The organism is Bradyrhizobium sp. UFLA06-06 (assembly GCF_054820065.1).
The window spans coordinates 35,879-60,825 of the sequence record NZ_JADFUD010000048.1 but is presented as its reverse complement, the minus strand read 5'-3'; the positions used below and the strand labels follow the sequence as shown (position 1 = coordinate 60,825).

At 65.4% G+C, this 24,947-nt stretch carries 22 protein-coding genes; 18 read left to right on the top strand and 4 right to left on the bottom strand.

Going from position 1 to position 24,947, the window contains the following annotated elements:
• The coding region (locus IF803_RS30990) for a class I SAM-dependent methyltransferase (RefSeq protein WP_461194684.1) at window positions 1-521 on the top strand (521 nt) is incomplete at its 5' end.
• 12 nt (window positions 522-533) lie between these two features.
• On the opposite strand, the gene IF803_RS30985 is transcribed toward IF803_RS30990, so the two are convergent.
• The gene (locus IF803_RS30985; RefSeq protein WP_461194683.1) at window positions 534-935 is read right to left on the bottom strand and encodes a PaaI family thioesterase; all 402 of its coding nucleotides are present in this window, start codon (window positions 933-935) and stop codon (window positions 534-536) included.
• A 110-nt stretch (window positions 936-1,045) separates the two neighbouring features.
• Window positions 1,046-2,635, bottom strand: a complete 1,590-nt coding sequence (locus IF803_RS30980; protein WP_461194681.1) for a gamma-glutamyltransferase — start codon at window positions 2,633-2,635, stop codon at window positions 1,046-1,048.
• 102 nt (window positions 2,636-2,737) lie between these two features.
• On the opposite strand from IF803_RS30980, the gene IF803_RS30975 reads away from it, so the two are divergent.
• Entirely contained in the window at window positions 2,738-3,511 is a 774-nt protein-coding gene (locus tag IF803_RS30975; RefSeq protein ID WP_461194680.1) for an enoyl-CoA hydratase-related protein, read from the top strand.
• Window positions 3,512-3,768: 257 nt separating this feature from the next.
• Here the strand turns inward: IF803_RS30975 and IF803_RS30970 are convergent, their stop codons facing one another.
• Window positions 3,769-4,782 (bottom strand): zinc-dependent alcohol dehydrogenase family protein, encoded by a 1,014-nt coding sequence (locus IF803_RS30970; RefSeq protein WP_461194679.1) that lies wholly within the window; start codon window positions 4,780-4,782, stop codon window positions 3,769-3,771.
• Window positions 4,783-4,984: 202 nt separating this feature from the next.
• Between IF803_RS30970 and IF803_RS30965 the strand changes: the two genes are divergently transcribed.
• Window positions 4,985-5,854 carry a DUF2066 domain-containing protein gene (locus IF803_RS30965; RefSeq protein WP_461194678.1) on the top strand — a complete coding sequence of 290 codons (870 nt, stop codon included), beginning with the start codon at window positions 4,985-4,987 and terminating at the stop codon, window positions 5,852-5,854.
• Between the two features lie 27 nt (window positions 5,855-5,881).
• On the opposite strand, the gene IF803_RS30960 is transcribed toward IF803_RS30965, so the two are convergent.
• Window positions 5,882-6,835 (bottom strand): AraC family transcriptional regulator, encoded by a 954-nt coding sequence (locus IF803_RS30960; protein WP_461194677.1) that lies wholly within the window; start codon window positions 6,833-6,835, stop codon window positions 5,882-5,884.
• Window positions 6,836-7,494: 659 nt separating this feature from the next.
• Here IF803_RS30960 and IF803_RS30955 point away from each other — a divergent pair.
• From IF803_RS30955 to IF803_RS30885, 15 genes are all read left to right on the top strand, one after another.
• Window positions 7,495-7,830, top strand: coding sequence for a hypothetical protein (locus tag IF803_RS30955; RefSeq protein WP_461194676.1), 336 nt, complete (start codon window positions 7,495-7,497; stop codon window positions 7,828-7,830).
• Window positions 7,831-7,851: 21 nt separating this feature from the next.
• Window positions 7,852-8,844: a formylglycine-generating enzyme family protein gene (locus tag IF803_RS30950; protein WP_461194675.1), complete on the top strand. Its 993-nt coding sequence runs from the start codon at window positions 7,852-7,854 to the stop codon at window positions 8,842-8,844.
• Window positions 8,845-8,861: 17 nt separating this feature from the next.
• Window positions 8,862-10,505, top strand: a complete 1,644-nt coding sequence (locus IF803_RS30945; RefSeq protein ID WP_461194674.1) for an arylsulfatase — start codon at window positions 8,862-8,864, stop codon at window positions 10,503-10,505.
• A gap of 90 nt (window positions 10,506-10,595) precedes the next feature.
• Window positions 10,596-11,606: an AAA family ATPase gene (locus IF803_RS30940; RefSeq protein ID WP_461194673.1), complete on the top strand. Its 1,011-nt coding sequence runs from the start codon at window positions 10,596-10,598 to the stop codon at window positions 11,604-11,606.
• Between the two features lie 8 nt (window positions 11,607-11,614).
• Window positions 11,615-12,601, top strand: a complete 987-nt coding sequence (locus IF803_RS30935; protein WP_461194672.1) for a DUF58 domain-containing protein — start codon at window positions 11,615-11,617, stop codon at window positions 12,599-12,601.
• Window positions 12,594-13,085 (top strand): DUF4381 domain-containing protein, encoded by a 492-nt coding sequence (locus IF803_RS30930; protein ID WP_461194670.1) that lies wholly within the window; start codon window positions 12,594-12,596, stop codon window positions 13,083-13,085. Before IF803_RS30935 ends, IF803_RS30930 begins: the two co-directional genes overlap by 8 nt.
• On the top strand, window positions 13,078-14,076 hold the full coding sequence (locus tag IF803_RS30925) for a VWA domain-containing protein (protein ID WP_461194669.1): 999 nt from the start codon (window positions 13,078-13,080) through the stop codon (window positions 14,074-14,076). The genes IF803_RS30930 and IF803_RS30925 overlap by 8 nt, the downstream gene beginning before the upstream one ends.
• Window positions 14,069-15,586, top strand: coding sequence for a VWA domain-containing protein (locus IF803_RS30920; protein WP_461194667.1), 1,518 nt, complete (start codon window positions 14,069-14,071; stop codon window positions 15,584-15,586). The genes IF803_RS30925 and IF803_RS30920 overlap by 8 nt, the downstream gene beginning before the upstream one ends.
• A complete protein-coding gene (locus tag IF803_RS30915; protein WP_461194666.1) occupies window positions 15,583-16,983 on the top strand; it encodes a BatD family protein in 1,401 nt (466 codons plus the stop codon). The genes IF803_RS30920 and IF803_RS30915 overlap by 4 nt, the downstream gene beginning before the upstream one ends.
• 85 nt (window positions 16,984-17,068) lie before the next feature.
• Window positions 17,069-18,736 (top strand): arylsulfatase, encoded by a 1,668-nt coding sequence (locus tag IF803_RS30910; RefSeq protein WP_461194664.1) that lies wholly within the window; start codon window positions 17,069-17,071, stop codon window positions 18,734-18,736.
• Between the two features lie 37 nt (window positions 18,737-18,773).
• Entirely contained in the window at window positions 18,774-19,775 is a 1,002-nt protein-coding gene (locus IF803_RS30905) for an HAD family hydrolase (protein WP_461194663.1), read from the top strand.
• Window positions 19,756-21,237 (top strand): DUF1254 domain-containing protein, encoded by a 1,482-nt coding sequence (locus IF803_RS30900; RefSeq protein WP_461194661.1) that lies wholly within the window; start codon window positions 19,756-19,758, stop codon window positions 21,235-21,237. The genes IF803_RS30905 and IF803_RS30900 overlap by 20 nt, the downstream gene beginning before the upstream one ends.
• A 57-nt stretch (window positions 21,238-21,294) precedes the next feature.
• A complete protein-coding gene (locus IF803_RS30895) occupies window positions 21,295-21,534 on the top strand; it encodes a DUF3302 domain-containing protein (protein ID WP_461194659.1) in 240 nt (79 codons plus the stop codon).
• The gene (locus IF803_RS30890) at window positions 21,534-22,475 is read left to right on the top strand and encodes an HlyD family secretion protein (protein ID WP_461194658.1); all 942 of its coding nucleotides are present in this window, start codon (window positions 21,534-21,536) and stop codon (window positions 22,473-22,475) included. The genes IF803_RS30895 and IF803_RS30890 overlap by 1 nt, the downstream gene beginning before the upstream one ends.
• Before the next feature lie 6 nt (window positions 22,476-22,481).
• Window positions 22,482-24,914 carry a DUF1214 domain-containing protein gene (locus tag IF803_RS30885; protein WP_461194657.1) on the top strand — a complete coding sequence of 811 codons (2,433 nt, stop codon included), beginning with the start codon at window positions 22,482-22,484 and terminating at the stop codon, window positions 24,912-24,914.
• Window positions 24,915-24,947 lie beyond the last annotated feature (33 nt).

Sequence of the window (24,947 nt, the reverse complement as noted above, 5' to 3'; positions counted from 1 at the left end):
TGAAGCTCTGCGACTTCTCCGCACCGTTCAGCCTGAACGACATCGGCTGCGGATACGGCGCGCTGTGCGCCTATCTCGCAAGGCGCCATCCGCAAGCGGAGATCGACTATCTCGGGATCGATCTGTCGCTCGCCATGATCAGCCGCGCGCGCCGCCGTTTCTCGGCGCCGGGGCGCCGCTTCAAGGTCGGCAAGGGCAGCCTGCGCCGCGCGACCTATTCGGTCGCGAGCGGCATCATGAATGTCGATGTCGGCGGCTGCCGCCGATCCTGGGAGGCATTCGTCGCCGAGATGCTGGCCGACCTGCGCCGCGCCAGCGTGCGCGGCTTCAGCGTCAACTTCGTCACCGGGGAGGCGGACCCCACGGCAGCCGCCAATGCGGTGCCGGTGCAGCAACTCTACTGCACGAGGCCCGAGCCGTGGATCCAGTATTGCGAACGCGAGCTTGGCTGCACGGTCGAGACGATCGACGGCTACGGAATGAACGAAGTCACCCTGCTGGCGCGATGCAGGGATTGCTGATAGGGCTGCGGACTATCGCTTGTCCAGAATCCGCAACTCGGCCGTGGCGCTGGCGACCGTCACATCGTTGGCGTCGATCAGATCGGCTTCCACGATCATGTCGCGGTCGGTCTGCGAGATGACCTTCGCCTTGGCCGTGATCGGGCCGATGCGCGCCGGTTTGAGAAACCGCGTGGTGAGGGTCTTCGTCACGACGGTCCGCGTTGCGGGCAGCGCTGCGAGCGCGCCGAGGCCCGTCGCTGAATCCAGCATCGCGGCAAGGAAACCGCCCTGGATCGTTCCATGGCGGTTGGTGAACAAGGGTTGCGCCTCGAAACGGACTGTGGCGGTTTCACCGTCGAAGCCCAGCCACTCGCGTCCAAGAAGTTGCGCGCCGGGCGGCATTTCTGCGCTTGCTTCACTCAAGCCGGTCACCGCAATTGTTGTCGGTCCAAATGTATCAGCCCGTCTGGCTCATGCAATAAACTCGGTGTCGTCCCTGCGAAAGCAGGGACGACGACCGCGATGAACCGCGCGACTTGCCGTCACCCCTCCGCGACCGCATCGCCCCAGGGCTGGAACGGCTCGGTGACGCCGCTGTTGGTGGTGCCGTCGCGCAGCACGACGCTCGGGCAGGCGAACTTCATCGGCAGGGTCTGGATACGGGCCTCCTCGAAATCGAAGCGGCCGCGCAGCGCCTCGCGCACGCTCGCGGGCAGGCGCTTGTCGCCGATCACCACGGCGCCCTCGCTGGCGTCGATCCGCGGCTGGTGGATCGCGGCGTCGAGATCCATGCCGAAATCCATTACGAAGGAGAGCAGTTGCGACACCGCCGGCAGGATGCGGCGGCCGCCCGATGCGCCCGCGGCAAGCGTGCGGCCGTCGGCGGCCTGCGCCACCACAGGCGTGTAGTTGGTCAGGCAGCGCTTGCCGGGCGCGAGCGAGTTCGGATTGCCTTGCGTCGGATCGAACCACATGATGCCGTTGTTCATGGTCAGCCCGGTGTTCGGCGTCACGAATTTGGAGCCGAAGGTCGACAGCAGCGTCTGCGTCACCGCGGCCATGTTGCCGTCGCGGTCGACCGCGGAGAAATGCGTGGTGCAGCTTGGCGCGATCGCTTCGGCGCCGAGCGCGCGGCGGCCGTCGACGTCGCCCATGTCCTTCAGCCGTTCGCGATAGGCGGCTTGCAGCGCCTCGGCATAGGCAGCGTAGGCCGCCGCATCCGGCCCGCCCTGCGCGGGCACGAGCGCCTTTTGCAGCAGGCCGAGCGTGCGCGCCATGGTCGGACCCGCGGTCAGCTCCGGCGTCGCATAGACCGTGCCGCCGCGATAGGGAATTTTCAGCGGCTCGCGCAGGTGGGCGCGGAAGGCGGCGAGGTCGCGCACCGACAGCGCGCCGCCGGCGGCCTGGATGTCGTCGGCGATGCTGCGCGCCAGATCGCCCTCGTAGAAATCGCGCGGACCGGCTGCGGCGAGCTGCGCCATCGTGGCCTTCAGCTTGTCCTGTGGCATGCGGACCACCGACCTGATGCCCCATTGCGCGTTCGGCGGCAGGCCGTCCTGCAGATACGCCGCGGCGCTGGCGGGATAGCGCCGCAGATCGGCGGCGGAGCTTGCGATCATCGCGGTGGTCCACCAATCGACCAAAAGGCCCTCGCCGGCGAGCTTGACGCTCGGCGCCAGCAGGTCCTTCCACTCCATCCTGGCGTGGCGGCGATGCGCCTCCTCCATGCCGGCAACGACGCCGGGCACCGCGATCGAGCCGGGGCCGTGCAGGTTGCGGTCGTCCTTGACCCGCGCCCAGGGGAACAGGTCGGAGGCTGCGCCGCCGGTCAGCGGATAATCCTCGATACGCAGGCCGTCGGGCGCGCGCATGCCGTAGTCGATCACCTCGACGCGGTTCTCCTTCGCGCGATACAGCACCATCGCGCCGCCGCCGCCGGCGCCGCTCATCCATGGCTCCACGACGCCAAGGGCGAAGGTGGTGGCGATCACGGCGTCGACGCAATCGCCGCCCGCGGCCAATACCTCCGCGCCGACCTCGGCCGCCCGGCGCGACTGTGCGGCGACGATGCCGCCCTTGGCGCTGACGGCCGGCTTGCGGATCACTTGCGAGTTGGAGAACTGGTCGGACATGGCGTTGCTTTCGCTGTTCTTGTTGCGGGTGGGACACGTTGGCGTAGCATGCCAAGCATGGCACTGTCAGTGCAAACAAGAACCAATTTCAGGGAGCGGAAAATGACTGGTGTGAAGTGTGAACGGGACGGCAAGGTCGGCATCCTGACGCTCAACGATCCCGCGAGCCTGAACGCCATGACGCCGGAACTGCTCGGCGATCTCGCGCGCGCCGTCAGCGAGATGAGCCTCGATCCCGGCATTCGCGCGCTGGTCCTGACCGGGGAGGGGCGCGGCTTCTGCTCCGGGCAGAACCTCAAGGCGTTCCAGTCGCTCGGCGACAATATTTATACCGGCGTGATGAGGCATTATTGGCCGGCGATGCAGGCCTTGCGCGAATGCCGCGTCCCTGTCGTGGTCGCGGTCAACGGCGTCGCGGCCGGCGGCGGGTTCAGCCTCGCGATGTCCGGTGACATCATCCTGGCCGCGCGCTCGGCGAGCTTCATCCAGGTGTTCAGCCGGATCGGCCTGGTGCCCGACCTCGGCTCGACCTGGCTGTTGCCGCGCCTGATCGGCCGCCAGCGCGCGCTCGACCTGATGCTGCTGAACGAGCCGCTGCCGGCCGAGCGGGCCAAGGAGTGGGGGTTGGTGCGCGACGTGGTCGATGATGCAAGGCTGCTCGACGAGGCGAAGGCGCTTGCCGGTCGCCTTGCGGACGGACCGACGCGCGCGCTGGTCGCGACCCGGCAGCTGCTCGAGGAGAGCGAGCACGCCAGCTACGCCGATCAGTTCCGCCGCGAGATCGAGCTGCAGCAGGTGATCCGCGAGAGCGCCGACGCGAAGGAAGGCCGCCAGGCCTTCGTCGAGAAGCGCAAGGCGCAGTTCACTGGGCACTAGGCTTTGGTCCACGGCACGTTACAGCAGACGCGATTGAGTCGGGCCATCACGGCATCGGCTTGCGTCCCCTCTCCCGCTTGCGGGGGAGGGTTAGGGTGGGGGCTCTCTCCGCGAGTCGCATCGTGGAGAGAGCCCCCATCCGCATCGCATCAGATGCGATGCGACCTAAGAGCGAGCTTCGCTCGTCTCGAACCCCGCAAGCGGGAGAGGTGCAGCGAGCGTGCCGCTGGACTGTTTCGACTTCACATCATCATGCTTTACCCGATCGCAATCGCGACCTTGCCGAAATGCGCGCCGCTCGCCATGTGGGCGAACGCGGCCTTGGCCTGGTCGAACGCGAACACCTTGTCGATGACGGGCTTGACGCCGTGCAGGCTGATGCCGTCGCACAGTGCCTGCAAATCCTCGATCGAGCCGACGGTGACGCCTTGCAGCCGCTGCTGCTGCATCACCATCAGCGGCAGCCGCGTATCGGACGAGGCGGGACCTGCGAGCACGCCGATGAAGGCGATGGTGCCGCCGATCCTGGTGGCGCGGATCGATTCGTTCAGCGTGCCGACGCCGCCGACCTCGACGACGAGATCGACGCCGCGCCCGGTCAGCTCGCGCGCCTTCTTGCCCCAATCGGGCGTGGTCTTGTAGTTGAGCGTGACATCGGCGCCGAGCTGCTTCAGCCGCGCGATCTTGGCGTCGCTGGAGGAGGTCGCGATGACGCGGGCGCCGCACATCTTGGCGAATTGCAGCGCGAACAGCGAGACGCCGCCGGTGCCCTGGGTCAGCACCGTCTGCCCCGGCTTGAGGTCGCCGAGCTTGACCACTGCGCTCCACGCCGTGAGACCGGCACATGGCAGTGCCGCGGCCTCGATGTCGCTGAGATGATCCGGCGTGCGCACCAGCGCATGCGCGGGGAAGACCCGGTACTCGGTCAGCACGCCGTCGACGCTGCCGCCGAGCGCCGCGCGCATCCGCGCCTCGCTCGGCTCGCCCCCGAGCCAGCTTTCGAAAAAGCTGCCGATCACGCGATCGCCGGGTGCAAAGCTCCTGACTCCGGCGCCGACCGCCTCGACCACGCCGGCGCCGTCGGAGACCGGCACCAGCGGAAATTTCTGACGCGAGCCGTAGCCGCCCTTGACCGTGAGCAGGTCGCGATAGTTCAGCGTCGCTGCCTTCAGCCGCACCAGGACGTCACCGGGGCCGGCTTGCGGAACCGGCTTGTGGACCAGCGCCAGCGCGTCGACGCCGCCGGGGCCTTGCAACTCATAGCATTTCACGGAACGTCTCCTGCTCGGTGCTCTTGTGTTGGGCAGCGCTCGCGGCGCCGCCGTGCATGCTCCGAGCATATGTCAGGCCTGCCGCGCGTGGCCATAGCGCGCAGCGGGGCCAATGGAATGGCGCCCATGTCCGAACGCGTTGGCGCTGCCCGAAAATACCGCCAATCTGTGCCGCTAATGAAGTGACCGAGCGGAGGTGACCATGGCTGCCTTGCTTGAGACGAAGCGCGATCTGATCGCCACGCTCGCACGCGGCGCGGTTCGCGTGCTGCTCGCCGCTGCATGGATCGCTTGCGGTAGTGCGATGGCCGCAGCAGACGAAAGCCTCTACCGCGCACAGACCGTCGTCACCGGCCAGGGCGAAGCGAACCGCATCATTGGCTTCGGTGCATGTCTGGAGGACGTCCTGATCAAGGTATCCGGTCAGCCCATGCTGGCAGGCGACCGCCGGCTTGCCGCCTACAAATCGAAGGCCAAGGAGTTCGTCAGCAGTTTCGACTATCACGATCAATATGCCGGCAAGCCGCATCATGACGAGCAGGGCACCCGCGACCGGCCGTACGACCTGACGGTGGGTTTCGACGAGAAGAAGATCGACGGCATTCTCGCCAGCCTCGGTCTCAAGCCGTGGCGGTCGCAGCGGCCGGTGCTCGGCGTCTTCGCCGAGATGCAACACGGTCCGAAGGACTATATCGTCACGTCAGACGGGACGCAGTCCGACTTGCAACGCGACGCGCTGGCGGCTGCGGCCGGAAAGCGCGGCATGCGCTTCGTGCTGCCCGATGCAGCGGCGTTGACGAGTGCCAACCTCACCGCCGCCGAACTGTCGAAGACGGCGCCGGCGAAGGTGAGCTCGATCGTCGCGCTGCAGGGCGGCGAGGCCACTCTGCTCGGACGGCTGGTCTGGGACGACAATGACCTCGGCTGGGCCACGCAATGGCGGATGGCCTGGCACGGCAAGGATTACAAATGGCAGTTCCGCGGCGTCACCTTCGATGAAGCCTTCCGCCGCGGTATCGGCGGCGCCGCGCAGCTGCTGTCGGGCAATGGCGATCCGGGGCGATCGAAATGAGCTTGTGCGGGCGCAACGGCTGATTTGCTAGCCAGCGTAGCCGAGCGTTTGCGACGGGTATTCCCCGAACATCGCGCGGTAATATTGCGAGAAGCGCCCGAGCTCGATGAAGCCCTGTTCGATCGCAACCTTGGAGACGGTGGTCTGGTCCGGGGTGCTTTCGCGCAGGATCGAACGGATCATGCAGAGGCGCTTGTAGCGCAGGAACGTCACCGGGCCGACCCCGAACACCTCGTGGAAGGCGCGGTGCAGGCTGCGTCGCGACAGCCGAAGCTCGGTGCAGATTTCCGAGACATGGACCGGGCGCGTGCCCGCGGCGTGCAGATAGTCCTCGACGTGGCGCACCAGTCGCATCGCCGACGGCAGATAGCTCGTTCCGTCGGGTGGCAGCGATGTGACGACCGTCGCGGTCACGCAGTCGATGATCGCGCGCTTCCAGAAGCTGGCCGACGTGTCCGACAAGGCGTCCGGATAGCGCGCGAGATGCGCGACGATCTGCGGTAGTTTGTCCGCGGCGCCCATGCCGATCGTGGGGTCGGCGCGAAAGTGGTTCTTCGCTTGCCAGGTTTCGGCGTCGGCGAGCCGCGGCTCGCCGCCGAATATGTCGGGCAGCTCAGCCAGGTCGAAGCGGATGGCCGCGTAGGACGAGGCGCTGTGAAAGACCCCGTCATGCTCGACCGATGGAGGAATCACCAGCACATCGGCCGGCTGCATGTCGAACGCCCAATGCGTGACGCGGTCGGTCGCGTTCAGCAGCATTCCGATGATCAGCTTGGGATCGGTGGAGATGCGCTGGGTGCGGACCCCGACATTGAACGCGCCGATGCTGAGCGAAAAGTCACCGATCCCGACGTGAGACAATGTGCCGCGCAGCTTGCCGCGCTCAAGCTGCATGACTTCGACATGCGAGCCTTTGACGGCATCGTGGAGACCCTCGAAGCCGTCAAGCTCGCCGGTGCTAACCGTCAGGTGCTGGCCCATATCCACGTTCACAACTGCAGCGCGATTAACCTACTAAAACCAAATGCTTGAAGTCGGTACAAAAAGTGCGGCCGTGACAATGTGCCTAGATCGGTTCGATTCGCATGGCGAGATCGTGGTGTGGATTTGCATACGTGCGGATTTTCGCTTGTTTTTTCGAGAAAGCAACAACGCCGACCACATCGGATTGATCGAATTGGAGCATCTTTCGTTAAGCCTGCACGCCTCGGGGTTGAGTTTGGCACAAAGTGCACATCACTTGTATAGTGCGTTCCGCTATCGTTTGAACTGACAGCAGAATTCGCTCGTGACAACGTCCAGTGGAACGAGTCACGATGGAGAAACCCTGTGCACCCAAATGTGCACATGGATTAGCAACGGAGGAGAAAGGGAAGAAGGCCTGACGGATCAACGCTGCCGAAACGTGCAGCACAGAAAAATGGAAGGGCGCGACAATGCACTCAGGCACGACGCAATCATGCACGATGTTCGGCCACCGAGATCATAAGGCTCCGATCTTCAACAGGATTTTCCGTCTGGCGCTCGTTGGAGCAGCCGCGATCATTGCGCAAGCCGGCCCAGCGTCGGCGGTCAGCATCGGCTCTTCCGCCTTATTGCCGATCATCAAACAGCAGGAAGGCAGCGGTAACGTTGTGCAGGTGCGCGCTGTCGCACGCCGGGGCGGCGTTGCGGTCGGACCGCGCGGCGGTGCGGTTGCTTATCGTAGCCGGACGGTGGTGCGCCCGGGAGTTCGGCCCGGCTGGCACGGCGGTGGCACGCGCTGGGTCGGGCCCGGACCGCGGCCGGGAGGTTGGGCGCGGCCTGGCTGGTACGGTTGGCCGATCGGGGGCGCGGTCGCGGCCGGCGCGGCGATCGGTTTCGTCAGCGCGGCGAGCGCAGCCGCCTGGGCTGGACCGCCGCCGGCAGCGGGCATGTGCTGGTACTACACCGACCCGTCGCGAACACAGGGCTTCTGGGACTACTGCTCACGGTAATGCGCAAAGAGGTGCATCGCCATGTCCCGGGTAGAGATCGCCTCCGCTGAATCAGAGCGTGACGACCGCGTCCAGGCCGACGACATGGTCTGGATTCCCGGCGGCACGTTCCGCATGGGCTCCGACCATCACTATCCCGAGGAGGCGCCGGCGCATCGCGCGTCGGTCGACGGCTTCTGGATCGACCGCACCCCGGTGACCAACGCTCAATTCCGCGAATTCGTGCGGGAGACCGGGCACATCACGGTCGCCGAGCGACCGCCGGATCCTGCGCAATATCCGGGTGCGCTGCCGCATATGCTCTACGCCGGCTCGCTGGTGTTTCAGCCGCCGCGCCGGGTCACCACCCTGCGCGACTGGAGCCAATGGTGGACCTTGATGAAGGGCGCGAACTGGCGCCGACCCTACGGCCCGCGCAGCAACATCAACGTGCTCGGCAGCCATCCGGTCGTCCACGTCGCCTATGCCGATGCGCTCGCCTACGCCAAATGGGCCGGCAAGGACCTTCCGACGGAAGCCGAGTGGGAGTTCGCGGCGCGCGGCGGGCTCGAGGCCGAGGAGTTCGCCTGGGGCAATGCCTTGACGCCCGGCGGCAAGCACATGGCCAACACATGGCAGGGCAACTTCCCTATTCAGAACCTCTGCGAGGACGGCTTCGACCGGACCTCGCCGGTGACCGCGTTTCCGCCCAATGGCTATGGCGTCCACGACATGATCGGCAATGTCTGGGAGTGGACCGCCGACTGGTGGTCCACCCGTCATGAGGCCGACGCCGCGAAGCCCTGCTGCATCCCGCAGAATCCGCGCGGCGGCCGCGAGGAGGCAAGCTACGACCCCGCCCAGCCCGCGATCAAGATACCGCGGAAGGTGCTGAAGGGCGGCTCGCATCTCTGTGCCCCGAACTATTGCCGCCGCTATCGCCCCGCCGCGCGGCATGCCGAACCGGTCGACACGTCCACCAGTCACGTCGGCTTCCGCTGCGTGGTGCGGCCACGAACGTCTCAGCCAGCATAAAGAGTAGGGAGCGACGAATGAGTGATGAAGCCGAATTGAAGAACAATGGGGCGGCCAAACTCAATGGTAATGGCCGTGGTACGTTACTTCGCACCTTGTTCGCGGCGGCGTTGGTCGCGACAAGCCTGTCGCCATTGGGCAGGTCGCCCGCGCTCGCGCAGCAGCCGGGCCCGGCGAAGCCGAACATCCTCGTGATCTTCGGCGACGACATCGGCCAGTCCAACATCAGCGCCTATACGCGCGGCGTGGTGGGCTACAAGACGCCGAACATCGATCGCATCGCCAATGAAGGGATGATGTTCACGGACTATTACGCCGAGAACAGCTGCACCGCCGGGCGATCCACCTTCATCACCGGGCAGGCTTGCCTGCGCACCGGCCTCTGCAAGGTCGGCATCCCCGGCGCGACCGTCGGCCTGCAGGATCGCGACGTCACCATCGCACAGGCGCTGAAGCCGCTCGGCTACGCGACCGGTCAGTTCGGCAAGAACCATCTCGGCGACCGCGATGAATATCTGCCGACCAAGCACGGCTTCGACGAGTTCTTCGGCAACCTCTATCACCTCAACGCCGAGGAAGAGCCGGAGCGGCCGTATTATCCGAAGAACGACACAGCGTTCACGAAGAGCAACACACCGCGCGGCGTGTTGAAGGCGTCTGCCGACGGAAAGATCGAAGATACGGGCCCGCTGAACCGGAAGCGGATGGAGACCGTCGACGACGAGACCACGGCTGCAGCGATCGATTTCATGCAACGTCAGGCGAAAGCGAACAGGCCGTTCTTCACCTGGATGAACACCACGCGCATGCATGCGTTCACCCATGTCCGCCAGTCCATGCAGGGGCAGAGCGGCATGCCGGGCAACGAATATGCCGACGGCATGATCGAGCATGACGGCGACGTCGGAAAGCTCCTGAAGGCACTGGACGATCTCGGGATCGCCAACAACACCATTGTCGTCTACACGACCGACAACGGCCCCAACCAGTGGTCCTGGCCGGACGCCGCGACAACTCCCTTCCGCAGTGAGAAGGACACCAACTGGGAAGGTGCATTTCGCGTGCCGGCGATGGTCCGCTGGCCCGGTCACATCAAGGCCGGTGAAGTTTCCAATGAAATGATGTCGGGGCTCGACTGGTTCCCGACGCTGCTGGCCGCCGCAGGCGACACCGACGTCAAGGACAAGCTGCTCAAGGGCGCTGATCTCGGCGGCAAGTCGTTCAAGGTGCATCTCGACGGCTACAACCAGTTGCCGTATCTGACCGGCCAACAGCCGAAGTCCGCACGCAACGACTTCTACTACTTCAACGACGACGGCCAGGTCGTCGCGTACCGCTACAACGACTGGAAGATCGTGTTCTGCGAGCAGCGTGAGCCCGGCGGATTCATCGTCTGGGCGAATCCGTTCACCTGCCTGCGCGCGCCGAAAGTGTTCAACCTGCGCATGGATCCCTTCGAACGCGCCGATGTGGTCTCCGACCAGTACTACGACTGGTTGGCCAAGAACGCCTATCTCATTCAATACGGCGTATGGCGGGTCGCTCCGTTCCTGCAGACCTTCAAGGAATTCCCGCCGAGCCAGCGGTCGGCGAGCTTCAGCATCGACCAGATGGTCGATGCCCTGATGAAGACGCTGGACAAGCAACCGGGTGCAAAATAGCGCGAGCAATGCGCGGATCCGGCCGCCGCTCGCCGGCGGCCGGATCCTTTTTCAGGTTCAGTCCACATGTCGGATCTTCGATCGAGTCAGTTGAAAGCCGCGACGGAGCAGGAAGGCGCAAAGAGCTCGGCGGCGCGCGACGCCGTGCTCGATCTCAAGGCGCGCATCGGCAAATCGGTGCTCGGGCAGGATCATCTGGTCGAGAGCATGCTGATCGGGCTGCTGGCCAACGGCAACCTCCTGATCGAAAGCCTGCCGGGGCTTGCCAAGACGCGTGCGGTCAAGACGCTGGCGAAGAATCTTGCCGCGGACCTGTCGCGCGTGCAGTTCACGCCGGACCTGCTGCCGTCGGACGTGACCGGCGCGGAAATCTACCTGCAGACCGAGAAGGGCGGCCAGTTTCAATTCCAGAAGGGGCCGATCTTCGCCAACCTCGTGCTGGCGGACGAGATCAACCGCGCGCCGGCCAAGGTGCAGTCGGCGCTGCTGGAAGCGATGGAGGAACGTCAGGTCACCGTTGCCGGCAAGACCTACAAGATGCCTGACCTGTTCATGGTGCTCGCGACCGAGAATCCTATCGAGCAGGAGGGCACCTATCCGCTTCCCGAGGCGCAGCTCGACCGTTTCCTGATGCATGTCGTGATCACCTATCCCGACGAGGCGACGGAAGGCGAGATCATCAAGCTCAATCGCGCCGAGAATGCGCGCAAGCCGGAAGCCGGAGCCGCCGAGCCGCCGCCGGTGCCGCAGCAGGCGATCCTCGATGCGCGCGGCGAGCTCGACGGCATTTTCGTCTCCGACCTCGCACAGAAATATATCGTCGACCTGATCTATGCGACGCGGTTTCCCGGCCGCTACGGCGAGCCGTTGAGCAAATGGATCCAGATCGGCGCCAGCCCGCGCGGCAGCCTTGCCATCGACCGCTGCGCGCGGGCGCGCGCATGGCTCGACGGGCAGGACTTCGTCACGCCCGACAACATACGGGCCGTCATCCACGACTGCCTGCGGCACCGGCTGATCCTGAGCTACGAGGCCGTATCGCAGGGCATCAGCCCCGACCAGGTGATCGACAAGATCACCGAGCTTGTCGCCGCAGCGTGAGGGCCGTGATGACGGAGACATCAGCCAGAACGCCCGGTGTCTACGTCAGTCTCGACGATCTGATCGCGCTCGAATTCAGGGATCGCAGGGTTTCGTTCCTGCCGCGCCAGCCGGTGCACAGTCTGCTGTCGGGCCGGTTCGCCTCGCGCATGCGCGGCCGCGGGCTGAACTTCGAGGAGATCAGGGACTATCGCCCGGGTGACGATGTCCGCGAGATCGACTGGAAGGTCACGGCGCGGCTGCAGAAGCCGCATGTGCGCGTCTTCAACGAGGAGCGCGACCGCCAGGCCCTGCTCGTGGTCGATCAGCGGCTGTCGATGTTCTTTGGCAGCCGGCGTGCCATGAAGTCGGTCACCGCGGCCGAGACCGCTGCGATCGGCGCCTGGCGTGTGCTCGGCGTCGGCGACCGGGTCGGCGCGATCGTGTTCAATGACAGCGATGTCGTCGAGCTGGCGGCGCGGCGCAGTCGGGCGACGGTGCTGCAGATCTTGTCCACCGTCGTCGCGCAGAACCAGGCGCTCGGCGTCGGCCGCGGCATCGTCCCGGCGTCAGGCATGCTCAACCGGGCGCTCGAACATGCCGAGCGGCGGACGATGCACGACGCCACGGTGATCATCATCAGCGATTTCGATGGCGCGGATACCGCGACGCGCCGGATGATCGGGGCGATCGCCCGGCATAACAACGTGGTCGCGGTGCTGGTCCACGATCCCCTGCAAAGCGATTTGCCTGCCTCGAGCCGGATGACCGTCACCGATGGCGAGCTGCAGATTCAGCTCGAAGTCGGCCGCGAGAGTGTCCGCAAAAGTATCGCGCAGGCGTCGCAGGAGCGGCTGCGCGGCGTATTCGCGTGGACGCGCGAGCTTGGCATTCCCGTCCTGCCGCTGAGCACGGCCGAGGAAACGGCGCCGCAACTCCGGCGTCTCCTGGGCGGGCTGCCGGCCCGGCACGGACGCGGTGGCAGTCACACCAGAGCGGAGGCGGCTCTTGGCTGACACCCAACCCGGCATTGTGGATCCCGTCGCGGGCCTGATCGATATCCCGCTGCCGCCGTCGGTGAGCCTGCTTCCGGCGACATGGGCGTCGCGGATCGTGATCGTGCTGGTTGCCGCGGGGGTCGCCGTTGCGGCGTGGCGCCTGCTGCGGCGTTTCCGCGCCAACCGCTATCGGCGCGCGGCGCTCGCGGAGCTTGACCGGTTGCTGCAGACACAAGGCGGCGTCCCGGAGGGAATGGCCGCGAGCCTCGCGCTGCTGGTGCGGAAGACTGCGCTCGATGCCTTTCCGCGCGAGACCATCGCGCCGCTTGCAGGCGCGGGCTGGCTTGCGTTCCTCGATCGCAGCTATGGCGGCGACGAATTCTCGCACGGCGCCGGACGGCTGCTCGCGACCGCGCCGTACGGGCGGACGACGGCGGATGCCGGCGACCTAAACGCGCTGCAGGATCTGGTGCGGCGCTGGATCAGGGGGCACCATGTTTGAGTTCGCATGGCCCTGGATGCTCGCGCTCCTGCCGCTGCCGATCCTGGCGTGGTGGCTGTTGCCGCCGTATCGCGCGCGGCAGGCCTCCGTGATGGTGCCGTTCTTCGACCGCCTTGCGGCGGCAACCGGACAGACCCCGCAGCGCGGCGCCGTCGTGCTGCAGCGGCGGCGCATCCAGATGGTGACGGCGGCATTGATCTGGGCGCTCGTCGTCGCGGCGCTGGCGCGGCCGCAATGGGTCGGCGACCCCGTCACGCGCGAGGTTTCGGCGCGCGATCTCATGCTCGCGATCGACATCTCCGGCTCGATGGAGCAGCGCGATTTCCGAAGCAGCGACGGCGCGATGCTGACGCGGCTCGACGGCGTCAAGCGCGTGGTCGCGGATTTCATCGCGCACCGGCACGGCGACCGCGTCGCGCTGGTGCTGTTCGGCACCAGGCCCTATGTGCAAGTGCCGTTCACGCAGGATCTGCAGACCGCGACCGCGCTGCTGGCGCAGACCGAGGTCGGCATGGCCGGACAGCAGACCGCGATCGGCGACACCATCGGGCTTGCGATCAAGACCTTCGAGGCAAGCAAGGCGCGCGAGAAGCTCCTTGTCCTGCTCACCGACGGCAACGATACGGCGAGCCGCGTCCCTCCGGAGCATGCCGCGGACATCGCACACCAGAACGGCGTCGTGATCGACACGATCGGCGTCGGCGATCCGGCCGCGACCGGCGAGAACCGTGTCGATCTCGGCGTCCTGCGCTCGGTCGCCGCCACGACGGGCGGCCACTTCTACCGGGCCGAGGACGGTGCGCAGCTGCAGGCGATCTACGCGGATATCGACCGTCTCGCGCCGGCCAAGCTCGATACGCTGTCATGGCGGCCGAAGCAGCCGCTGTTCCAATGGCCGCTCGGCGCCGCCGTGGTGCTGTCGCTGCTGCTGTGGCTCGGCCTTTCGCTGGAAAGCGGGCTGGGACGAAGGAGAGCGCTCGGCCATGCATGACGCGGCCGCCATCCCGTTCCATCTGCTGCGGCCGCTGTGGCTGCTCGCCCTGATTCCTATCGCCGCCGTCTTCGTATGGGTGCGGTGGCGGCAGAGTCCGCAGGCGCAATGGGGCGGGGTGATCGCGCCGCATCTGCTCAACCATCTCATCGTGCAACCGGGCGCGGGACGCGGCGTCAGCCCGCTCTATCTGGTCGCCGCCGCACTGTCGCTCGGCATCGTCGCGTTGTCGGGCCCGACCTGGCGGCGCGAGCTGCCGCCCTTCGTCGAGGACAAGGCGCCGCTGATGATCGCGCTGTCGCTCGATGCAACGATGGGGCAGAGCGACGTCGCACCGACGCGGCTCGAACGCGCAAAGCAGAAGATCAGGGATCTGCTTGCTGCGCGCGCCGGCGCGCGCACGGGGCTGATCGCCTACGCGGGCACCGCGCATCTGGTGATGCCGCTGACCGACGATCGCGCCGTCATCGAACCCTTCCTCGCCGCGCTTGCCCCGGGCCTGATGCCGTCGGTCGGGAAGAACGCGGTCGCGGCGGTGGCGCTCGCCGCGGAGGCGCTCGCGACCGAAACGGTGCCCGGCACGATCCTGCTTGTCGCCGACGACGGCGGTGACGAGGGAGCGGTTCGTCAGGCTGCCGGACGGAACGGTCTGGTCAAGCTGAGCGTCACGCCGAACAAGGGCGAAAGGTTCGCGCTCGGTTCGGACGTCGTCCAGGTCAGCATCGACGACGCCGACATCGCGGCGCTCGAGCGCCGCATCGAAACCCGCTATCAGGCCGCGCAGGGCGACGCGTTCGGTACGCAATGGCGCGATGAGGGCTATTGGCTGCTGCTGCCGATTGCACTGCTCAGCCTGCTCTGGTTCCGGCGCGGCACGACGGTGGCCTGGGTTGTCGCCTTCGTCTGCCTGTCGCACGTGTCGTCCGCGAGGGCGGAGGAGCCGCGCCGTTTTGCCGACCTGTGGCTGACGCCGGATCAGCAAGGACGCATCGCCTTCGATCGCGGCGACTATGCGACCGCGGCCAAGCGCTTCTCCGATCCGATGTGGCGCGGCATCGCCGCCTATCGCGCGTTCGACTTCCTGACGGCCGCGCAGGAATTTGCGCATGTCGATACGCTCGAGGGACGCTTCGCGCTCGGCAATGCCCAGGCGCAGAACCACGCCTATGAGAAGGCGATCGCCGCCTATGACGAGGTCCTGAAGATCGCGCCCGGCCATGTTGCCGCGACGACCAACCGTGCCATCGTGGTAGCGGCGCTGCAGGCGAAGGAGGAGAAGCGGAAAAAGCAGGAGCAGGACGACAGCGCGCCGCCGGACGAGAAGGCGGACGAGATGCGGGTCGACCCGACCCAGAAGGGCGGCAAGCGGATCCAGGTGAAGCCGACGGATCTCACCACGGCCGGTGCCGCCGAAGCCTGGATGCGTCAGGTCCAGACCACGCCGGCCGACTTCCTCAAGCTGAAATTCGCGATCCAGGATGCGTCGCGGCCGGCGGGGGCGAAGCCATGACGCGCCCGCTCGCCGCCGCAGCCCTGATGCTCGGACTGCTCATACCCTGCGCCTGCGCGGCGATCGCCCAGCAAAGCGCGCCGGAGCCGATCCTGCGGCTGACGATCGATCCGCCGCGCGTCGTGGTGGGGCAGGCGGCCACGCTGCGGATCGACGTGCTGGCGCCGAACTACATGACGGCGCCGCCCGAGCTGCCCGACTTCCAGGTCCGCAATGCCGTGACCCGTCAGTTGCGGAGCATCAACGAGAACGAGCAGCGAGACGGCGTCACCTATGCCGGCGTCCGGTTCGAATTTGCCATCCATCCGCAGGAGCCGGGCAGCTACGCGATCGCCGGCCAGGCGATCACCATCAAATACGCCGCCGAGCCGCCGGCGACGCGCGAGGCCACGCTCGCGCTGCCGCCGATCGCATTTGAGGCCTTCATCCCGGACGCGGCCTCCGCCCTGCAGCCGTTCATGGCCGCGCGCAATCTGTCGATCGAGCAGACCGTCAACCGTTCGTCGGATCAGCTCAAGGCGGGGGATGCCGTGACGCGGACCGTCGCCATCAAGGCCGAAGGCATTCCGGCGATGCTGCTGCCTCCGGTGAAGTTCGCCGCGTTCGACGGGCTCAAGCTCTATCCTGCGCGGCCGTCGCTCCAGGACAAGACTGATGGGCGCACCGATGTGCTGTCCTCGACGCGCACCGACAGCGGCGTCTACATGCTCGAGAAGGCCGGCGACTATGTGCTGCCGCCGATCGACCTGCGCTGGTGGAATATCGACGCGCAAAGCATCGATGTGGCGCATCTCGACCCGGTGACGCTGCACGTGGAGACGAACCCGGCAGCCGGCGGCGCGTCGTCAACCGGCACCTCCAGCGCACGCCGGTCATGGGGCGCGCTGCGCGATGTCGTTGCCGATCGCTGGAAGTCGGCCGCAGTCGTGCTGCTGGCGCTTGCCGGGCTTGGCTGGCTGATGCCGCGGACGATCCGCGCGATCGTGGCGCGTCTTCGCCGGCATCGCGAGGCCTATCTGCGCTCGGAAGCGTTCGCCTTCAGCGAGCTGCGGCGCGCCGCGCGCCATGGCGACGCCAAGGCGGTCTACTTCGCGCTGCTCGACTGGCTGCAGCGGTTCGAACCGGTCGCGCCGGGGCACACGGTCGAGGCGTTCAAGGCCGTCGCCCATGATGCCGCGCTCGATGACGAGATCGGCGCGGTCGAGCGCGAGCTGTTCGCGCCGTCTGCCGGCGCGGCGCGCTGGTCACCGCGCCGGCTGCTGCGCCAGGTCGGCGGCGCCCGGCGCAGCCTGCGTCGGCGCGCGAGACGCCGCGAAGACACGCGCTCACTTCAGAACCTGAATCCGGTCGGGCTTTCCTCCACCACGTCCTTTGGTCGACCAAAGCCCGCCAGATGAACGAAGCACATTGAGACCGATCGAGCAGAACGCATGATTCGTAGTCACCAGAGCGAGCAACCCTTGAGTAACTAAGGAGTGTCGAATGAAGAGTGAGACGAAGAGACATGACGCCGGCGCCAATTCCGATTGCGGTGCCTCGACCATTGATCGCCGGGCCGTTCTGCTCGGCACGTCATCGCTTGCTGCCACTGCGGCGCTGACGTCGCAGGCGCTCGCGCAAGCCCAGAAGGCCGCGCCCGCCGCGGCGCCGGCCGGTGGCCGCAAGCCGAACATCCTCGTCATCTTCGGCGACGACATCGGCATCCCGCAGATCAGCGCCTACACCATGGGCATGATGGGATATCGCACGCCCAACATCGACCGGATCGCGCGCGAGGGCGCCATCTTCACCGACGCCTACGGTCAGCAAAGCTGCACCGCCGGCCGCGCATCGTTCATCCTTGGCCAGGAGCCGTTCCGGACCGGCCTTCTCACCATCGGCATGCCCGGCGATCCCCATGGCATCCAGGACTGGATGCCGACGATCGCCGATGCGATGAAGACCCAGGGCTATGCCACCGGCCAGTTCGGCAAGAACCATCTCGGCGACCGCGACGAGCATCTGCCGACCAAGCACGGCTTCGACGAGTTCTTCGGCAACCTCTATCATCTCAACGCCGAGGAGGAGCCGGAAGGCTATTTCTATCCGAAGGATCCGAACTTCCGGAAGCAGTTCGGCCCGCGCGGCGTGATCAAATCGTCCGCGGATGGAAAGATCGAGGACACGGGTCCGCTGAACACTGCGCGCATGCCCACGGTGGACGAAGAATTTCTCGGCGCTGCCAAGGACTTCATCGGACGCCAGGCCAAGGCGGACAAGCCGTTCTTCGTCTGGTTCAACTCGACGCGCATGCATATTTTCACGCATCTGAAGCAGGCGTCGCTCGGAAAGACCGGCAAGGGCATCCATGCAGACGGGATGGTCGAGCATGACGGAATGGTCGGCGAATTGCTCAAGCAACTCGACGATCTCGGCATCGCCGACAACACGATCGTCCTCTACACCACGGACAATGGCGCGGAGATCGCGATGTGGCCCGATGGAGCGATGACACCGTTCCACGGCGAGAAGGGCACGACCTGGGAAGGCGGCATGCGCATTCCGATGATGGTGCGATGGCCGGGCGTGGTGAAGCCCGGCACCGAGTACAACGAGATCATCTCGTTGATCGACTGGTTTCCAACGCTATGTGCCGCAGCGGGGATGAATGACGTCAAGGAGAAGATGAAGACCGGATTTGCCGGCGCGGGCGGCAAGACCTTCAAGGTTCATCTCGACGGCTACAACTTCATGCCGTTCTTCAAGGGAGACGCAAAGGAGCCGCCGCGCGACTCGATCTACTACTTCGACCAGGGCGGCAATCTCAACGCCATCCGGTGGAACGACTGGAAGCTGAGCTTTGCCTCGTCAAAGGGAAACATCGCAACCGGCACACGTGAGGTCACGGCGTGGTCGCTGATCGCCAATCTGCGCATGGATCCTTATGAGCGCGGCATGGAGGAAGGCGGAGAGGCGATGAAATTCCTCGCCCAGAACATGTGGCTGATCGTGCCGGTGCAGGGAAAGATCAAGGAATTCTTCTCTGATTTCGACCAGTTCCCCTATCAGGAAGGCAGTTCGCTGAACGCGGGCGGCATCAATTACGGACTGCTTCGGCAGCAGGCGGCATTGAAGCGGCTCAATGACCTCGAGCGCTTGAAGCCGCAGTGATGCAGGCAGAGCAACGGACAGAAAGAGGGAAAGTGCGATGATGGTTCGGCTTGCCGCTGTGCTGCTTGCGTGTCTTGTGGCCATCTCCGTTGCGGTGGCGCAGCCGGTGGATCCCTTGCCATCCTGGAGCGACGGCGCGGCGAAATCGGCGATCGTCGATTTCGTCGCGCGCGTTACGACGCAGGGCGGGCGTGACTTCGTGCCGCCGGCCGAGCGGATCGCGACGTTCGACAATGACGGCACGCTGTGGACCGAGCAGCCGTTCTATTTCCAGCTCGCCTTCGCGTTCGACCGCGTCAAGGCGATGGCGCCGGAGCACCCGGACTGGAAGACGCGGCAACCCTTCAAGGCGCTTCTCGAGAAGGACACCAAGGCGCTGGCCGCGAGCGGCGAGAAGGGCCTTTTGCAGATCGTGGCGGCAACGCATGCCGGCATGACGACCGATACGTTCGCAAATTCGGTGCGTGACTGGCTCGCGACGGCGAGGCATCCGCGCTTCAACCGGCCGTATGACAGCCTGGTCTACCAGCCGATGCTGGAGCTGCTGGCCTATCTCAGGGCCAACGGCTTCAAGACCTTCGTCGTCTCCGGCGGCGGGGTCGAATTCATGCGGCCGTGGATGGAGAAGGTGTACGGCATCCCGCCGGAGCAGGTGGTCGGCTCATCCGGCGTGGTCAAGTTCCAGATCGCCCCCGACGGCAAGCCGGTCCTGATGAAGCAGGCCAAGGTCGAGTTCATCGATGACGGCCCGGGCAAGCCGGTCGGCATCAACCGCTTCATCGGCCGCCGCCCGATCTTCGCGTTCGGCAACTCGGACGGCGACCTGCAGATGCTGCAATGGACCGTGGCGGGATCGGGCGCGCGCTTCGCCGGCATCGTGCACCACACCGACGAGGTTCGCGAGTACGCCTACGACCGTCAATCGAAGGTCGGCAAGCTCGACAAGGCGCTCGATGAGGCAGCGCAGCGCGGATGGACCGTGGTCGACATGAAGCAGGACTGGAAGGTGGTGTTTCCAGATGACAACCGTTCGCAGTGACGACGTGGCATCGACAGGCGGCAACATCGCCAACACCATCGGAGCGAGAAAGGGGGCTTGGGTGATTAAGGCAGTCTTCAAACTGATCCCCGTTGCGCTGATGGCGCTGGTGGGCTCCGCGTCAGCGCAGAGCGTCTCCGAACAGGAGGCCTACGCGATCGCCAAGGATGGTTACGTCTACGCGTACCCGCTGATGCTGACGCACGCGACCGTCCAGAGGCTGAGCAATTTCGTGCAACCCGTCGACGGTGATGCCTATGGGCCGCCGAACCAATTCCACCATGTGCGGGCCTTTGCCAACCCCGAAGCAAAGCTTGTCATCCGCACCAATGTGGACACGCTGTACTCGGCCGGCGTTCTCGACCTGAAGAGTGAGCCGATGGTGCTCTCGGTACCGTCGGCCGACCGCTATTTCATGCTGCCGATGCTCAGTCTGTGGAGCGATGTCTTCGCTGTGCCCGGCACGCGAACGACGGGCAGGAATGCGGCGCGCGATTTCCTGGTGGTGAGCCCGCAGTGGCGCGGCGATGCGCCGGCGGGCCTGGAGGTGATCAAAAGCCCCACGCGCTATGTATGGATCATCGGCCGTACCCAGACCAATGGGGTCGCCGACTATGCGAACGTTCATAAGGTTCAGGGCGGCATGAAGCTCACGCCGCTCTCGGCCTGGGGCAAGGCGGATTATGTCCCCGCCAAGGGCACCATCGATCCCAGCATCGACATGAAGGCAGCGCCGCCGGTGGCGGTCGACCGGATGGACGCGGCGACCTATTTCGGCAGCTTCGCCGATCTGCTCAAGGAGAATCCGCCCAACCAGGTCGACTACCCGATGATCCACCGCCTCGAACGCGTGGGCTTCAAGGTCGGCCAAAGCTTCGACCTCGCGAAAGCGCCGGCAAATATCCAGCAGGCATTCAATCGCGGCTATACCGACGGCAAAGCCCTGGTGCTGGCCGAGGGCAGGAAGGCGGGCGGCATCGGCGGCAAGGGCTGGATCTACACCACCCGCAGCGGCGCCTATGGCGTGGACTATCTCTACCGCGCCGCGATCGCCCAGTGCTGTCTCGGCGAGAACCTGCCGCAGGACGCGGTCTATCCCGCGCTGTCGACCGATAGCGATGGCCGGGCGCTGGATGGCGCCAACAAGTACGTCCTGCACTTCGACAAGGGCAAGCTGCCGCCGGTGGACGCGTTCTGGTCGGTGACGGCCTATGACATCGAGGGCTACTTCATCCCGAACCCGATCAAGCGTCAGGCCATCGGCGATCGCGACAAGCTCTTCACCAACGCCGATGGCTCCGTCGATCTTTACCTCCAGGCCGATTCGCCCGGAAAGGACAAGGAAGCCAACTGGCTCCCGGTCGGCAAGGCGCCGTTCACGCTGCTGATGCGCCTCTACTCGCCGCGCGAGGAATTCCTTCAAGGAAAGTGGACACCACCCGACGTGGCCAAATCGAATTGAGGGGCAAGTGTGGACGACGGCCTGTCTGGTCGGTCTGATGTCATGTGAGGCGGTGCCATGAGCGGCTACGACATCTTTGCCTGGATCGTGCTGATCATTCTGGTCGGAAGCGCGATCGGTGTTTTTTGCATCGCGGGCTGGCTGCCCGGGCATATCGCGAAGTCGCGCAATCATCCCTACGCGCAGGCCGTGACGGTGGCCGGCTGGATCACGCTGCTTTTCGGCTTCGCGCTGTGGCCGATCGCGCTGATCTGGGCCTATGTCGACGTGCCCCAACGCAAGAGTGGAGCGGTGTGATGGGCGTCGCGATCATCAACACCTATCTGGTGCTGCTGTTCCTGCTGGTGCATTTCAAGATCGTGCGCTTCAACCTGTTCTGGAAGCTGTCGCCGTTCATCGTGCTGGTGCTGGTGATGTTCGGTCTCCTGGTCCCGATGAACTGGGGCGCACCGCAGGGCTCGGCGCTGGTGGTGCGCAATGCGGTGTCGATCGTGCCTGACGTCGCCGGCGAAGTGACCGAAGTGCCCGTCGTCGCCAACACCGCGCTGAAGGCCGGTGACGTTCTCTTCAAGATCGATCCGACGCCCTACGATGCGCAGGTCAAGGCGATCACGGCGCAGCTCAAGCTGTCGAAGACGCGGCTTGCGCAGATGACGACGCTCTACGAGCGCGACGCCGGGCGTGGCTTCGACGTCGAGCAGCACCAGTCGGAAGTCGATCAGCTCAGCGGCCAGCTCGAGGCCGCGGAGTGGAATCTCGACAAGACGGTGGTGAAGGCGCCGGCCGACGGCTACGTCACCAACCTCGCGCTGCGCAAGGGCGCGCGGGTAGCGAACCTGCCGCTGTCGCCGGTGATGGCGTTCATCGATACCTCGAACACGATTATCGGCGTCGAGATCAACCAGATCGATGCCCGCTACGTCGCGCCGGGGCAGGAGGTCGAGGTCACCTTCAAGTTCGCGCCCGGGCAGATCTATTCCGGCAAGGTCGAAAGCGTGCTGCAGGCGATCGCGATCGGCCAGACCCAGACCTCGGGTACCGCCGTGGCGCCGAAAGCGATCGAGGCGGCACCTTTCGTCGTGCGTGTGAAGCTCGACGATGCTACCTTCGCTAATCGGTTGCCTGCGGGCAGTGCCGGGACGGCGGCAATCTATACCGAGCATTTGAAGCCGACTCATGTGGTCCGCCGGGTGCTGCTGCGGCAAGTTGCGATCATTAATTATGTCAATCCGCTTTGAGGGGAAATGATGATTGCGCAGCGGACCATGATCCTGCTCTCGATCGCGCTGCTATCCGGGACGATTCCAACCACGCCCGTGAGGGCGGCGGAGCCTGCTGCATCCGCTGCGGGGCTCGCAGGCGACGTCATGCAACGGCGCGCGTTTGAAGCCGTCGTCTGGGGCATGCCCGCCGTCAATACCGACCTGATGCTGCAGCAGGCGAAGACCAGGGTCGGCCTGAAGGACAACCAAATCGTCTACTGGTCGCGGCTGCCGAGCTGGAAGAACCAGACGCTGACGCCGAATCCCGACGCGGTCTATCTGATGGCGTTCTTCAACACCGCCCAGGCCGGTCCAATGGTGCTGGAGGTTCCGCCGGCCGGGGAGGAGTCGATCACCGGCAACATCGACACGGTCTGGCAGGTCGCGCTCGAAGATGCGGGACCTTCGGGCGCTGACAAGGGGAAGGGCGGCAAGTATCTGATCCTTCCGCCTGACTATTCGCAGACGCCTCCCGACGGCTATATTCCCCTGCGATCCGATACGTCCTCCGGCTACGCGCTGCTGCGGTCCACGCCGAAAAGCGGCAGCGACGCCGATGTCGCCAAGGCGGTCGCTTACGGCCGGCAAATCAAGCTCTACCCGCTGGCGCGCGCCGACAGCCCTCCGGAGACGACGTTCGTGGATGCGGTCGAGGTCGTGTTCGATTCGACGATCCCATATGATATCCGTTTCTTCGAGGCCCTCGATCGCATCGTTCAGTCCGAGCCCTGGCTTGAGCGCGACAGGGTCATGATCGATCAATTGCGTTCGATCGGTATCGAAAAGGGCAAGCCGTTCAACCCCGACGCCGGGACGCGCCACCGCCTCGAGGCCGGGGCGCGTGATGCTCATGCCTGGCTCGAGTACAAATACACCACGGCTTTCGCGCCCTACAATGAAGGCCACCGCTGGGGCGTTCCGGCGTCGCCTGAGGTCATCGAAGGCCAGTCGGATTCCTACGCCAAGCGCGACAGCTATCCGGTCGATGCGCGCGGGCTGACCTATTCCTACGGCTTCGTCGGCATCAAGCGGTTGGGCGCCGGACAATTCTATCTGATGACGATCGCCGACAAGACGGGCAATGCCCTCGTCGGCGCGAGCCAGTATCGTCTGACCGTGCCGGCAAACGCACCGGTCTCGCAATATTGGTCTGCGACCGCCTACGACCGTGATACGCATGCCTTCATCCGGGATATGCCGCGTTTCAGCCGGTCATCGCAAAACCCGGAACTGCAGAAGAATGCGGATGGCTCGGTCGATGTCTATTTCGGCCCGGCGGCTCCCGCGGGTAAGGAAACGAACTGGATACCGACGCGCGCCGGCGGAGAGTTCGAGGTCCTGTTCCGCCTCTATGGCCCGCAGAAGCCGCTGTTCGACAAGAGCTGGGTGTTGCCGGACATCGAGCGCGTCGCGGCAGGGGCGGGGCCTGCGTCGCCGACCGTGGGGACGGCAGCTGCCACGACCGATACGGTCCCGGTGACCGCCGATAATTTCGTCCGCGCCGAGACCGACCTCTACTTCGACGGGGTGGTGAAGAAGGATGGCTTCGGCAAGTTCGAGCACAATCGCGAAGCCTTGCCGATCGACAAGCAGACGGTGATCCGGACCAACAGGGACACGCTCTATTCCGGCGCGGTGTTCGATCTCGATGCCGGTCCGGTGACGATCACGCTGCCGGACGCCGGCAAGCGCTTCATGTCGATGCAGGTCATCGACGAGGACCAGTACACACCCGAGGTCATCTACCGGCCCGGCCGGTACACGTTCAGCAAAGACAAGATCAGCACCCGCTACGTGGTGATGGCGGTACGCATCCTGGTCGACCCGAACAATCCGAAGGATGTCGAGCGGGTCCACGCCCTGCAGGATGCGATCAGGGTCAGCCAGAAGAGTCCCGGCAAATTCGAGGTGCCGAACTTCGATCCGGCCGGCCAGAAGAAGGTGCGCGAGGCGCTGCTTGCGCTGGCGTCGACGTTGCCCGACACCAAGGGGATGTTCGGCGCGCGGGGCAAGGTTGATCCGGTGCGGCGGCTGATCGGGGCGGCGTCGGCGTGGGGTGGTAATCCCGAAAAGGATGCGCTCTATCTCAACGTCACGCCCGCGAAGAACGACGGCACGGCGATCTATCGGCTCGACGTCAAGGACGTGCCGGTCGACGGCTTCTGGTCGATCAGCCTCTACAACAAGGAAGGCTATTTCCAGGCCAATCCCTATGACGCTTACTCGCTCAACAGCATCACCGCGAAGCGGAATGCCGACGGCGCAGTGACGGTGCAGTTCGGAGGCTGCGATGGGAAGATTGCCAATTGCCTGCCAATCATGGCGGGCTGGAACTATATGGTCCGGCTCTATCGGCCGCGCCCGGAGATCCTGAACGGGAAGTGGAAATTCCCGGAGGCGCAGGCGGTGAATTGAGACGCACGCGAATCCGCTATGATGTCTTGAACG